The following is a 13341-nucleotide window of genomic DNA, read 5'->3' as shown; positions in this document are numbered from 1 at the left end:
TCATGGGATTGCTTAAATTTCCGCTGCTGGCCTTGCTGCTCACCGCCTTGCCGGTGTTTGCCGCTGAAGACACCGATGCGCTGATCGAGAGGGGTGCCTATGTCGCCCGTGCCGGCGATTGCGAAGCCTGTCACCGCACCGCCGAAAACGGTGGCGCGCCGCTGGCCGGCGGGTATGTGATCGACTCGCCCATGGGCAAGATCATTTCCAGCAACATCACTCCGTCCAAGGCCTACGGCATCGGCGACTACACCGAGCAGCAACTGGCTGACGCCTTGCGCAAAGGCATCAACGCCAAGGGCCAGCACCTGTACCCGGCGATGCCTTACACCTCGTACCAAGGCATGAGTGATGACGACATCCACGCCTTGTACGTGTACCTGCAACAGGGCGTCAAAGCCGTGGACCAGCCGGTGCCGGAAACGCACCTGGCGTTTCCGTTCAACATCCGCCAACTGATGTTCGGCTGGAACCTGGTGTTTCTCGACAGCCAGGGTTTTGTGCCCAAGCCCGGCGCCACCGAACAGGTCAGCCGTGGCCAGTACCTGGTGGACAACCTCGCCCACTGCGGCGCCTGCCACACTCCGCGTAATGCCCTGATGGCCGAGGACAACAACCAGTACCTGGCTGGCGCCAAACTGGGTGGCTGGGTTGCGCCCAACATCACCTCCGACAAGGTCAGTGGCCTCGGCGACTGGAGCGAGGACGACCTGGTCAACTTCCTGAAAAACGGTCACCTCGCCGACAAGGCCCAAGCAGCGGGCGGTATGGCCGAAGCAGTGGAAAACAGCTTCCGCTTCCTCAGCGACAGCGACCTGCACGCCATGGCCGCCTACCTGCACAGCGTGCCGCCGATCCGCGATCCCGGGCAGACCGAGCGGGTGGTGCGCGACGTCAAGCCTGTGGACATGAGCACCCTGGAAACCGGCCAAGGCGATCAAGCGTCATTGGCTGACGCGACCGGCCTGGATGGCGCACGCCTCTACAACTCGGCCTGCTCCAGCTGCCACGGCCGCGATGGCCAGGGCTCGGCGGACAAGTTCTACCCGTCCCTGAGCCTCAACACCGCGCTCAACGGCAACCAGGCCAACAACCTGGTGATGGCGATCATCGCCGGCATCGACCGTAAAGGTGCCGACGGCGCAGTGAACATGCCGGCCTTGGGTGGCGACCTGAACGACGCGCAAATCGCCGCCATCGCCAACTACAGCCTGCAGACCTTCGGCAACCCGGCGCTGAGCGTCAGTTCCCAAGAGGTGACCAGCCTGCGTCGCGGTGGGGATACGCCGTTATTGATCACGGCGATGCCGTATCTGCTGTGGGGCGGTGGACTGTTGGCGCTGGTGCTGGTCATCGTGCTGGTGCTGTGGCGGCGTCACCACCAACACCTGCGGGCAGTGGAGGCCAAGCGGATTGCGTTGAACCGCCGTTTTCATTCCAACTAGCCAGAAACGCAAAAGCCCCGCCTTCGGTATGAAGTGCGGGGCTTTTTAATGCCTCAACGCTGGCGTAGCAGCTGTCGAGCTTAAGCGAGGCTGCGTCAGGCGCGACGCGATGCCTGTGTCTGGCGCGATTGCTATGTTGCTGCCATCGCAGCCTCGCTGACGCTCGACAGCTCCTAGGCGATGCTGTAGCCATCAAATGCGGTTTGCTGCTGCAATGCGGTGATGATGCTTTTACGCGTCAGTGGCTGCTCGGCGCCCGAGTTATCCACAAAGGTTTCAACCTCAAGTTCCGCCTCATCACCTTCACCGACAAAGGTAAAGCCGAGGAATTCAAACGCCTCACGGTCCACGTTCGGCTTGGAACGCGGCGAACGCAGCGGCAGGTTGACGCTGATGCCGTCCTTGCTGATGGCGAACACTTCCATTTCCTTCTTCGGGCGGGAAGCCTTGCCTTTGCCGGCGCTCGGGTTGCTGATGGCCTGGTGGGTCTGGTTCAGCACCTTGAGGGCCAGGCCGTAGACCAGTTCCTGAAACTCCGGATCGTCCTTGAAGCTGGACAGGATGCGGCTGATGGAGAACTTGGTATTCAGGTCTTCCAGGGCGGCGTTGTCGGCGGCTTCGGCGTCCTTGAGCTGCTTGAGCTCGCCCATCAGGTCGTAGGCCTTGTCGTCGTCGAAGGCGTCGTGGGCCTGGCGGATGGCCACGCGCAGCTCGCGGATCTGGTCGCTTTCCTTGGAGGTGTGGAACGCGTCCAGCACCATTTCACTGATGGTCTTGGCCGCCGGCACGTGCTGTGAAAGATTGATGGCGTTTTCGTATTCAGCTTTGGACTGCAAGGCGACTACGGATTCTTCGGTACGGGAATCAGACATTGAAATTTCACTACTTCAGTAAACGGGGAGACGGGAAAAGCGTCGCGCATTTTCAGCGGGGAGGGGGATCAGGTCAAGGCAGCACAATGCCCTCATCGCGGTTGAATGACGCCAACGCCCGCTGCAGCTTGATCGCCCGTCCGCAAAACAGCCCAACGGTAAAACCCGAAGCCCCGCCCGCCAGGGCCAGCATTGGCGCGGTGCTCGACAGCAACGGATGCACGGCGTGCTGGTAACCGAGGTAATACTTCACGGCGAAGAACAGTTGGGAGATCAGCAGGATTTTCCAGGTGCCGGGCAGCACCAGCGTGTGGCCATCGAGGCTTGCACCCTTGGCGGTGAACATCGCCATCGCCAACAGGCTGCCCACCGCCGCACCGCCCAGCCAGCAGCCAATCGACAGCGTTGAATGTTCAATGGACATCAGCGACCAGATCACCAGCACCACCGGCAGGATAACCAGCGACCGGTGGTTTTCGCGGCTGCCGCGGGTGGCTTTGATCCCGTACCAGCAGATCCACAGATAAACGGCGTACACCCAAAGGGGCGTGCCCTGAAGAATGTCGAGCATGGTCAGCGTCCGTGCCTGATGAAGTTGGGCGTCGATATTCGCCGGGCTGCGCGTGGTCTGTCCATCGATTTAACCGAGGCGCTTGCCCATTTCGAAGGCGCGTTTTTCGTAGCCCAATTCCTCGTACAGCCGCTGCGCCGGTTCGTTGAAGGCCCAGACGGTCAGGCGCAGATCACCGGCGCCCTGGCGGATGGCCCAACGCTCCGCGAGCGCCATCAGCTCACGGCCAATGCCCTGGCCGCGATGTGCCTCCAGCACGCAGATCGAGCCGATCCTGGCAACACGCAGCGGCTGCAACAACGGGCTGGCGGTCTCGATGATTTGCGCGGTGATAAATCCAATACCAACGCCGTGCTGCTCGGCAAGAAACACCGCCTGAACCCGACTGGTGAGGCAGGGCCGCCAATGGGACTGGTCGCGCTCCACCTGGTCGGTGGCATCACGATAGATATCGGGCCGTTCCTGGTGGTGCAGGCGGTTCAGCGGCTGGCCCAGTACGCATAGGGTGTGCAGGTCATCCAGGTGCGCCTGGCGATAGGTCAATCCTTGAGACATGGCAGTCCTTCGAACGGGGCAAAAGGCGTTTTATGCCCGTTATCGGCGATCACGTAAAGGCGCGGCGTTGGCCCCAAGCCCTTCGACGAAGCCGGCAATGCGTCGGCAAGCCTCCCTGAGGGTGTCATCGGCAACGGTAAACGAAACCCGCACAAACCCTTCGGCGCTGGGGCCAAAGGCTTGGGCATCAAGCACCGATACGCCGGTCTGGCGATACAGTTGCCAGGCGAATTCCCGGCCCGTGAGCCCGGTGCGGCGTACGTCCACCAGCATGAACATGCCCGCCTGGGGGACTCGGCAGTCCAGCTCGCTGATCGCACTCAGCTCATTCACCACCAGGTCACGCCGGCGCCGATACACCGCACGGGCATCGCTGACCACGGCCTCATCCAGTTCCAGTGCCTTGAGCGCCGCCGCCTGGATAAACCCTGGCAGGCCATAAATCATGCACAGCAGCAAGTTCTCCAGATGGCTGATCAACGTGGGCGGGCCGGCCACCCAACCTACCCGCCAGCCAGTCATGGCGTGGCTTTTCGACAGGCTGTTGAGCACCACCGTACGCTCGGCCATGCCGGGTAACGCGCTGATGCTCAGGTGTTGATCGTCATAGATGAGCTGCCCATACACTTCATCGCAAATTACCCACAGGTCGTGGGCGCGTGCCACTTCGGCGACAGCTTCCAGCTCTTCGCGGCAGTAGACGTTGCCGGTGGGGTTGCACGGTGTAGCGAGGGCGATGCCCCGGGTCTTGTCGGTAATCGCGGCCTTCAGCGCGGTACGGGTCAGGCGAAAGCCGTTGGCGGCCGGTTGTTCGACGGTTTTAATGCGTGCCCCCGAGGCTTGGACACAGGCCTCGTAGGTCAGGTACATCGGCTCCGGCACCAGCACTTCATCGCCGTGGCTGAACAGGCACAAGCAGGCCGCGAACAGGCCATTCTGCGCGCCGGCGACCAGGGCTATATTGTCGGCGTGCACCGCAATCCCTTGCAGCAGGCTCTGCCGTGCGGCGATGGCCTCCCGCAGTTTCGGGCGGCCGAGCACATGGGTGTAGTGGGTGTCGCCAGCGCGCAGGGCGTCCACGGCGGTTTCACAGATCGCGCTGTGTGTGGCGAAATCCGGATCGCCGACACTGAGCACAATCACGTCTTCGCCACGCAGTTGAGCTTCGGCGGCGGCGTAGTGAATATCCCAGGCACTGACGGATTCGCCGCCAATGCGCCCCACAAAGGGTGAATAACGCATCCTTGCTCTCCTCGCCGACATCGATGCCCGCGTCAATTAGTCGATTTCAGTTCCACTGTAGAACATGGCGCCTGATCCACATCAAGGGCCGCGCGCAAAAAATCCGCTACAACGAAGCTGGGGCTGACCATGCCCCGGTTATCTGCCTGATGACCCAATAAAAAACGATTGCAGACCTGCGCCGAGGGGACCGCCCCAGGCCGGGTTATTAAAGGAATAGTGCGATGATTTTTCCCCTGTCACGTCTGGGCCTTGTGGGGGTGGTGCTGTGCCTGTCCCTTCCCCTGCACGCCAACGAAGCCGACCCCACGCTGATCGAACAGGGCAAGTACGTTGCCCAACTGGGTGACTGCATCGCCTGCCACACCGCCAAGCAAGGCGCGCAAATGGCCGGCGGGCTTGAACTGAGCACGCCAATGGGCACGATCTACTCGAGCAATATCACCCCGGACCGCGACACCGGCATCGGTCAGTACACCTTTGAGCAGTTCGACCGGGTCATGCGAGAAGGTGTGACGCCCGCGGGGCAGAACCTCTACCCGGCGATGCCGTACCCGTCCTACGCGAAGATGAGCGAGGGCGACATGCGCGCTTTGTTCGCCTATCTGATGCAGGGCGTGAAAGCGGTGAACAAGCCGAACCTGGACGCTGAGATGGGCTTCCCGTTCAACCAGCGCTGGGGCCTGGCGTTGTGGAATTTTGCGTTCCTCGACAAGCAGCCGTTCGTGCCTGACCCGGCGAAGGATGAAGTGCTTAACCGTGGCGCCTACCTGGTCCAGGGCCTGGGCCACTGCGGCTCTTGCCACACCCCGCGGGGTATCGCCTTCCAGGAGAAAGCCATGAGTGATGCCGGCCGCAGCGGCCGGCATTACCTGGCCGGGGAGACCGTCGAACATTGGCGCGCCTTGAGCCTGCGCAACCTGTGGACGGTGGACGACACCGTGCAATTGCTCAAGACCGGGCAGAACCGCTTTGCCACGGTCTCGGGGAACATGGCTGATGTGATTCATCACAGTACCCAGCATTTCACTGACGCTGACTTGACGGCCATCGCGACTTATTTGAAATCCTTGCCACCGGGCAAGGATGATCTGCCGATGCCCGCCGTGGCACACGAACCTGCTGCACCGCCCAAGGACCTGTTCACCAGCCGTGGCGGCCTGGGTTACATGCAGTTTTGCAGTGATTGCCACCGCAGCGACGGCGGCGGGGTGAAAGGGCTGTTTCCGCAGTTGGCCGGCAACCCGGGCGTTGCCTCGAACAACCCGACTTCATTGCTGCATATCACGCTGACGGGGTGGGAAACGGCTGAGACCGCAACCCATCCACGGGTCTACACCATGTCCGGGTTTGCCCGGTTGGCGGATCAGGAAATCGCTGAAATCCTCAGTTTCGTACGCAGCAGTTGGGGCAACGAAGGCACGCCCATCAGCGCTGCCCAAGTGAAGAAAATGCGTGGTCAGCTCAACCCGGTCACCACCGATTCGTCAGCGTTCGAAACCCCGCGCCTGGCTGAGTTGCTGACGGCACCGAATGCCGATCAAGTGGTGCGCGGCATGCGCCTGCACCTGCAAACCAAGGAACTGCTGCCGAACAATGTGGGTAATGCCTTGAACTGCACCAGTTGCCATCTCAACGCCGGTACCGTGGCGGACGGTTCGCCGTTTGTGGGTGTCTCGGCGTTCTTCCCGAGCTATGCGCCGCGGGCAGGCAAGGTGGTGAGCCTGGAAGAGCGGATTAACGGCTGCTTCCGGCGTTCGATGAATGGCAAGCCACTGCCGCCGGAATCGGCGGATATGCAGGCGATGGTGGCGTACTTCGACTGGATGAAAAACAACACCCAGCCTGAAGATAAAGTCGCCGGACGCGGGGTGGGCAAGGTCGACACTGCGATCAAACCGGACATGGAGAATGGCAAGCAGGTCTATGCCAGGCAGTGCGCGGTGTGCCATGGCGACAATGGCCAAGGGTTGACGCGGGCGGATGGCGAGTTGGTGTACCCGCCGTTGTGGGGCGAGCAATCGTTCAATATCGGGGCAGGGATGGCCCGGCTGCACACGGCGGCGGCGTTCGTGAAACGCAACATGCCGATTGGCTTCCACGAGAAATTCCCGTTGGGGCAGGGTGGCTTGTCGGATCAGGAGGCGGTGGATGTGGCGGCTTACTTCTCCCAACAACCTCGTCCGGATTTCCCGGACAAAGTGAAGGATTGGCCGAAGGGGGGTAAACCCGTGGATGCGCGGTACTAACCCCACAACCTGTTCGAAGTGGGCACAGTCAATGTGGGAGCGGGCTTGCTCGCGAAGACGGTGGGTCAGTCACCCATGTATTGACTGACACTCCGCTTTCGCGAGCAAGCCCGCTCCCACAGTTTTAACCGAGTGCAGCCAGTTAGAAGGTGGTGCGCAAGCCAACCTGCACACTCCGCCCCGGCGCCGGGGCGATGTCCCGCAGGATCGAACTGGCGTAGCGCACGGTCTGGTTCGTCAGGTTCTCGCCGTTGACGAACGCCAGCCACTGGCTGCCGCCGACATTGAAGCGGTAGCCGGCGCTGGCGCCCAGGGTGGTGTAGCCATCGGTGCCGCTTTCGTTATCCGGCACCCGGCCCTGGCCCGCCGCGTGTTCAACGTCAATCCGCGCCTGCCAGCGATCCAGTTCCCACAGCAAGCCGCTGTTCAAACGCAACGGCGCAATCCGTGGCAAGGCTTCACCCGTGTCCAGGTTGGTCGCGCGGGTGTAGTCGCCGGACAGTTCCAACGCGAACTTGCCGTAGGCACCTTCCCCCAGCTTGATGTGATCCTGGGCTTCAAACCCTGCGAAACGCGCACGCACGCCGGAGTATTTGTACTCAGGAATGCCGCCGGCATCTTCCTCGCCTTCGTCATTCAGGGTGCGACCGCTGCCCAGCAGGCCGATGTAGTTGGAGAAGTGGCTGTAGAACACGCCGAAGCTGCCCTTGTGGGTGCCGTTGTCAAAGCGCAGCGCCAGGTCGCTGGACACCGCTTTTTCTTTCGACAGGTTGGCGTCGCCCAGTTCATAGGTGCCGGTGGCGACGTGAGCGCCGTTGGCATACAGCTCGTAGAACGTCGGGGCGCGTTCGGTGTAGCCGAGGGTGGCGGCCAGGGACCAGATTGGCGTGAGGGTGTACACCGCGCCAGACGACAGGCTGCCGGCGGTGAAGTCGGCGGACTTGTTGGCATTGGCAAAGCGCGCGTTGCCTTTGCCGTCGGGGTCGACGTTGGTGTGTTCCAGGCGCCCGCCGAGGCTCAGCTTGAGGCGCTCGGTGGCCTGCATTTCTTCGAGGATAAACAGCGCGCCGGCGTTGGTGTCGGTCTGCGGTACGAACGCTTCTTCACCCAGCGCCGAGAACTCGTTGCGGCTGACCTGCGCGCCCACCACACCGTTGAATGGCCCGATCGGCAGGTGTCGCGCTTCAACTCGCGCTTCGTAGCCCTTGTTCTTGAAGGTGGTGCCGGTCTCGCCGCCTTCGATTTCCATGTGCTTGTAGTCGGTGTAGCCGGCGTCGAGTTTCACCGAGGTGAACGGGCCTTGCAGGTTGCGGATCTCGGACGCAAAGGCGTAGTGATCCTGCTTCATGCGGATGCGCACGTCCTGCTCGGCCGGGGAGCCGTAGTTGCTGTCGTAGTTGCTGTAGGACAGCCCGGCGTAACCATCGTCCCAAGTGTAGGAACCGCCGACCGAGCCGCCATCCTGGCGCCCGCTGCTGTTGCCCAGGCGGCCGTTCTTGCCTTCACCGTCTTCGCTTTCCGGCGCGTGGCGGCTGCGGGCGAAGCCGGGGATTTTCAGGTCGTTGAATTCCCGGGCACTGGCGTCCAGGTGCAAGGCGAAGGTGCCGTTGCCGGCTTCCAGTTTGCCGGCGCTGCTGCGGGTGGTGTCGGCGCCGCCGTAGCGCAACTCACCGGCACCATGGATGCCTTCGATGGCTTCGGTGGGGATGCGGTTGTCGAAGGTATTCACCACGCCGCCGATGGCACTGCCGCCGTAGAGCAGGGCGGCCGGGCCGCGTACGATTTCGATGCGGTCGACGTTGACCGGGTCCAGCGGCACGGCGTGGTCATAGGACAGCGACGAGGCATCCAGCGCGCCCACACCATTGCGCAGGACGCGAATGCGGTCGCCATCCTGGCCACGGATGATCGGCCGGCTGGCCCCCGGGCCGAAGTACGACGACGACACGCCGGGCTGCTTGTTCAGGGTTTCACCCAGGCTGCCTTTTTGTTGCAGGGTCAGGTCATCGCCTTCGAGCACGGTGGTGGGCGAGGCGAGGGTTTCGCTGCCCAACGGGTTGCCGGTGATGACTTGGGGTTGCAGCTCCAGGGCGTTGGCCTGGGAGGTGATCAATAGGGCGGTGGCCAGCGGGGTGAGGCGCCAGAGAGAAGAGAGGGACATCGGTCGTTCCTTGGCAAACGGCAAAAAAAGAGAAGGCTGAAAACGGTAAGGGATTCGATACCCTTTGATAGTTATCGTTACAATATAACATCACTTTTTTCTCTGCCAAGGGGAACTTTCCCAAACCCCGCTCGATCACTCCCACGCTGATCGTTCCTACGCTCTGCGTGGAAATGCATCCCGTGACGCTCTGCGTCACCATTGCGCAGGGCTGAAATTTGCGTCGACCGCGGGACGCAGAGCGTCCAATTCGGCATTCCCACGCAGAGCGTGGGAACGATCGAACGATCGAACAGTGGCCTATAGTGAAGGCAGCGCTTCCACCCGCACGGCCCGTCCGCTAAGGTGCGCGGCTTCGTTTTCTTCTTTTCGCAAAAGGCCCGGCATGACCGCGACAAACAAAGACCCACTGCACGGCGTCACCCTGGAACAGGTCCTCACCGCGCTGGTGGCGCATTACCAATGGGAAGGCCTGGCCGAGCGCATCAATATCCGCTGTTTTTCCAGTGACCCAAGCATCAAGTCGAGCCTGTCGTTCCTGCGCAAGACACCGTGGGCGCGGGAGAAGGTCGAAGGTTTGTACGTGAAGTTGATGCGCACCAAGCGACCGGTCGAGGACTGAGGTGAAACGTCACCTTATCGGCCTCGCAGCCCTCGGCGGTTGGGCCGGCCTGGCGCTGCAGCAGTACATTATTTTCTACTTCCGCTGGATCGATGGCGCCAGCCTGTTGCCGGGCCTGGTGAATTTCTTCAGCTTCTTCACCGTGCTCACCAACACCCTGGTAGCGGTAGTGTTGACCCACGCCTGGGTGCAACGGCCAACCGCGGCGAGCCGGTTTTTCCTCGGGCCTGTGGTCAGCAGCGGGATTGCCGTGAGTATTGTGGTGGTCAGCCTCGCGTACAGCCTCTTGCTGCGGCACATGTGGCAGCCCGCGGGGGTGCAGTTTGTGGCGGACGAACTGCTGCACGACGTGATGCCGTTGGTGTTTGTCGCCTATTGGTGGTGGTGCGTGCCCAAGGGCAGCCTGCGCCTCCAGCACATCGGACTGTGGGTGATTTACCCGCTGGTTTACTTCGCGTACGCGTTGTTGCGTGGGTATGTGTGGGGGCTGTATCAGTACCCGTTCATTGACGTGGACAGGCTGGGTTATCCACAGGTGTTCATCAATGCCGGGGGAATTCTGGCGGGGTTTGTGCTGATTGCTTTGGTGGTGGTGGGGCTGGATAAAATCATCAAGCCCCGCACCTGATCACTCTTCTTCGCTGCCTTCCGCGCGCCAGTAACCAACCGCCTTGAGGAACGCCTCATTGACGTTGTGCGTGTCCAGCAGCACCCGCCGCAGCTGGCGCGACAGTTTGCTTTCGGTGGCGACGAAGCTGTACAGCGAACCGTCCGGCAGCGTCAGGTTCTGCACCGTCCCGAGCAGGTCATCCTGGCCGCGCACCACCCAGATCACTTCCACCTCGGCGGCGCTGTGCAGCGGCTGCTGTTCCGCCGCATTGGCGATCTCGATCACCGCCAATACCTTGCGCCCCGCCGACAATTCGTCCAGGCGCCGGGCGATGGCCGGGATCGCGGTTTCATCGCCGATCAACAGGTAGCTGTCGAAGATATCCGGCACTATCATTGAGCCACGGGGCCCGCCGATGTGCAGGTGCTGGCCGACCTTGGCCTGCTCGGCCCAGGTGGAGGCAGGGCCATCGCCGTGCAGCACGAAGTCGATGTCCAGCTCGCCGATGTCCAGGTCGTACCGGCGTGGGGTGTAGTCGCGCATGGCCGGTTGTGGGCCATCGCCGCGCAGGTTGAAGTCGGGGCTGTCCAGCGCCGCTTGTTCGGCGGCGTTCTGCGGGAACAGCAGCTTGATGTGATCGTCACTGCCCAGGCTGATAAAGCCCGCCAGTTCCGGCCCGCCCAGGGTGATGCGGCGCATGCGCGGGGTGATGTCGACCACTCGCAGGACTTCGAGGCGGCGGCGTTTGATTTCGTGGGTCACGCGGTGGATGGCTTGGATATTCATTGGGCTTTTCCGTCGGCAATGGCTTGGGCGGTGCTGTTGAGCAGCGCCGCGACACGAACGATTTCTTCCGGGCTCCAGCGCCCGTGGTGCGAATGCAAGGCGTGACGCAGGTTATGCACCGCCTCGTGGATTTCCGGCGGACGGTCCTGGCCGCGCAGCGAACGTTTGCTCACATCCATGCGCATGCGAATACCTTCGAGGGCAACCGCCTGTTCGCTTAAGAAGAGACGACCGGCGTCGGTGATTGTGTAGCGTTTTTTTCCGTCATCGGCGTCGCCGGTAATCAATTCGCTTTCTTCGAGAAAGGTCAGCGTGGGGTAGATCACGCCGGGGCTGGGGCTGTAGGCGCCGTCGAACAGGGTCTCGATCCGGCGAATCAGGTCGTAGCCATGGCACGGCTGTTCGGCGATCAGTGCCGGCAGCAGCAGTTTCAGGTCGCCGGGGGCGAAAACCCGTGGGCCACGGCCGCCGCGCTCGCGGCCTGGGCGTTTGTCGAAGCCGTCGCGGCTGTCACCGGGGTCGCGGTGTGAATGATGGTCTCTCATTTCGGATGCTCTCGTTTGGTTTAGATACAACGTAAGATATATCTTAATGCCGCTGCAACCCCGACAGACGAACGGTCATCTCGCGCCGTGTGAGACGGGACTCGAAAACAGGCGGATCAGCGCACTGACCCTCACGACATATTCGCCAACTTGTTAGTTGGCGTGCCCCAGTAATTACTGTTGTTTTTTATAATATGTAATCCTATTCTTACGGACGTGTTCTGCACTAAATCATTCTTGTTAAGTTAATGTAGTCCGTTTCTTACGGCTGATTCTAAAGTTTTGGCAAAGTGCCATAATTTTCCTATGTGTCTTGGTATGACAAGGCTACGTGAATAAGCGAATCGACCGGCTTTCATATTCAAAATCGAAATGGATAATTGCCCGGCCTCGAACGAACTCCTGAATTGCAATACAAGTAATTGGAAAGCCTCCGATTTCCACTGTTTCAGGAAACTGTTCTGGCGCTTGGTTAATAAGTCCTGTGCGAAACTAAGCCAGGATTTCGTTTTGATTTTTAATACATATGAGCATCTGCAAATGAAGACTAAAGTAAAAGCTGCGCTGTTGACTGTCGGCCTGTTGGCGGGTTCGATCTCTGTTGCTAATGCGGCGGACGGGACGATTACATTTACCGGTTCGGTCCATTCGGGTGCTTGCTCTATCAAGCCTGAGTCTGTGGATCAGTCAGTTGCACTTGGCGCTATTGCAAAGCATCAGTTGCAATCCGGCGGCAAGTCCACCGCCCGCCCCGTGACTATCGAACTTGAAGGTTGCGACCTGTCTGGCCTCACCGATAACACCGTGACCACTACTTTCACCGGTGCGCCGTCCAGCGTTGTGCCTGGCGGCATCGGCACGGTCGGTAGCGCGGGCGGCATCGGCATCATGATGACCCACGGTGGCAAAGCGATTGAGCTGGGCGTGCCTACCACTCCGCAGGCCATTGTTGCCGGTAATAACACCCTGCAGTTCGGCGCCTACGTACAAGGCCAGGCGACAGGCGACATCGTTCCTGGTGATTTCAGCGCGGTCACCAACTTCACCTTGGCTTATCAGTAAGTGTTTCCCCCGCCACCACTGGTGGCGGGGGAAAACTGGCGGGAGATCAAGGTGAAAACATTCATAAGTCTCGCTATTGCCTCTTCATTGACGCTGTTCATCAGTCCTTGTGATGCCGCGCAGACGCGTGTGCAAGGCGATGGGCTCGTCACGCTGGGAGGCGAGATCATCGACTCGGCCTGCGGGCTGGAAGCGGTCACTGCCGATCAGACCATCGACATGCCTCCCGAACCCATCGGCCGCCTGTTGCGAGAGGGCGCGGGGCAAATGCAGCCGTTCCAGCTACGGCTGGTCAATTGCACGGTGACCCGTCCCGACCCGTTGCGCCCCGGCGAAACGCTGCCGGACTGGGAGCATCTTCGCGTGACGTTCGACGGGCCCAGCGATATGGGCGGGCGCTCCTTTGCAGCCTTTGGTGCCTCGCAGGGGGTTGCTTTCCATATTGAGGACGCAGCTGGCCAGGTGAGTGTGCCGGGAGTGCCGATGGCGTTGCTGCCGGTGGTTGATGGCGACATGACGCTTCATTACAGGCTCCGCCTGGTGGGCAACGGAGTGCCGCTGTTGGCAGGGGCTCACCGCGCGGCAGTGCGGTTCAAGTTGGAATACTTCTGAAGATTGAGT

13 protein-coding genes are annotated in these 13341 nt (G+C 61.3%); 6 read left to right on the top strand and 7 right to left on the bottom strand.

Translation table 11 applies throughout. The features are described 5' to 3' along the window. The first annotated feature begins 2 nt into the window (after positions 1-2). A complete protein-coding gene (locus JFU58_RS06140) occupies positions 3-1445 on the top strand; it encodes a c-type cytochrome (RefSeq protein WP_201140075.1) in 1443 nt (480 codons plus the stop codon). Positions 1446-1618: 173 nt separating this feature from the next. Here JFU58_RS06140 and JFU58_RS06135 read toward each other — a convergent pair whose 3' ends face one another. The 4 genes from JFU58_RS06135 to JFU58_RS06120 all read right to left on the bottom strand — a co-directional run bounded on the left by JFU58_RS06135 (position 1619) and on the right by JFU58_RS06120 (position 4685). Then, on the bottom strand, positions 1619-2317 hold the full coding sequence (locus tag JFU58_RS06135; RefSeq protein WP_063027330.1) for a hypothetical protein: 699 nt from the start codon (positions 2315-2317) through the stop codon (positions 1619-1621). A gap of 73 nt (positions 2318-2390) precedes the next feature. After that, entirely contained in the window at positions 2391-2888 is a 498-nt protein-coding gene (locus JFU58_RS06130; protein WP_201140074.1) for a hypothetical protein, read from the bottom strand. Positions 2889-2957: 69 nt separating this feature from the next. Beyond that, positions 2958-3443: a GNAT family N-acetyltransferase gene (locus tag JFU58_RS06125; RefSeq protein WP_177071144.1), complete on the bottom strand. Its 486-nt coding sequence runs from the start codon at positions 3441-3443 to the stop codon at positions 2958-2960. A gap of 39 nt (positions 3444-3482) precedes the next feature. Next, on the bottom strand, positions 3483-4685 hold the full coding sequence (locus tag JFU58_RS06120) for a pyridoxal phosphate-dependent aminotransferase (RefSeq protein WP_201140072.1): 1203 nt from the start codon (positions 4683-4685) through the stop codon (positions 3483-3485). Positions 4686-4909: 224 nt separating this feature from the next. Here JFU58_RS06120 and JFU58_RS06115 point away from each other — a divergent pair, with 224 nt between their 5' ends. Next, positions 4910-6934 carry a c-type cytochrome gene (locus tag JFU58_RS06115; RefSeq protein ID WP_201140071.1) on the top strand — a complete coding sequence of 675 codons (2025 nt, stop codon included), beginning with the start codon at positions 4910-4912 and terminating at the stop codon, positions 6932-6934. A 142-nt stretch (positions 6935-7076) separates the two neighbouring features. On the opposite strand, the gene JFU58_RS06110 is transcribed toward JFU58_RS06115, so the two are convergent. Further along, on the bottom strand, positions 7077-9095 hold the full coding sequence (locus tag JFU58_RS06110; protein WP_093205449.1) for a TonB-dependent receptor: 2019 nt from the start codon (positions 9093-9095) through the stop codon (positions 7077-7079). A 385-nt stretch (positions 9096-9480) separates the two neighbouring features. Between JFU58_RS06110 and JFU58_RS06105 the strand changes: the two genes are divergently transcribed. Both JFU58_RS06105 and JFU58_RS06100 read left to right on the top strand, forming a co-directional pair. Beyond that, positions 9481-9717, top strand: coding sequence for a VF530 family protein (locus tag JFU58_RS06105; RefSeq protein WP_003216406.1), 237 nt, complete (start codon positions 9481-9483; stop codon positions 9715-9717). Between the two features lies 1 nt (position 9718). After that, entirely contained in the window at positions 9719-10345 is a 627-nt protein-coding gene (locus JFU58_RS06100) for a Pr6Pr family membrane protein (protein ID WP_177027044.1), read from the top strand. On the opposite strand, the gene JFU58_RS06095 is transcribed toward JFU58_RS06100, so the two are convergent. Together JFU58_RS06095 and JFU58_RS06090 are read right to left on the bottom strand one after the other, a co-directional pair. Further along, a complete protein-coding gene (locus JFU58_RS06095) occupies positions 10346-11113 on the bottom strand; it encodes a siderophore-interacting protein (protein ID WP_201140070.1) in 768 nt (255 codons plus the stop codon). It lies immediately after the preceding gene. Further along, positions 11110-11658: a PadR family transcriptional regulator gene (locus tag JFU58_RS06090; RefSeq protein ID WP_063027345.1), complete on the bottom strand. Its 549-nt coding sequence runs from the start codon at positions 11656-11658 to the stop codon at positions 11110-11112. The genes JFU58_RS06095 and JFU58_RS06090 overlap by 4 nt, the downstream gene beginning before the upstream one ends. A 540-nt stretch (positions 11659-12198) precedes the next feature. Here JFU58_RS06090 and JFU58_RS06085 point away from each other — a divergent pair. After that, a complete protein-coding gene (locus tag JFU58_RS06085; RefSeq protein ID WP_063027347.1) occupies positions 12199-12720 on the top strand; it encodes a fimbrial protein in 522 nt (173 codons plus the stop codon). Positions 12721-12771: 51 nt separating this feature from the next. Continuing rightward, the gene (locus JFU58_RS06080) at positions 12772-13332 is read left to right on the top strand and encodes a fimbrial protein (protein ID WP_063027350.1); all 561 of its coding nucleotides are present in this window, start codon (positions 12772-12774) and stop codon (positions 13330-13332) included. Positions 13333-13341 lie beyond the last annotated feature (9 nt).

Origin of the sequence: Pseudomonas sp. TH34, assembly GCF_016650865.1 — a bacterium.
Classification (GTDB): domain Bacteria; phylum Pseudomonadota; class Gammaproteobacteria; order Pseudomonadales; family Pseudomonadaceae; genus Aquipseudomonas; species Aquipseudomonas yamanorum.
The sequence above is the reverse complement of the archived record's forward strand: the minus strand, read 5'-3'. Positions and strand labels throughout refer to the sequence as shown.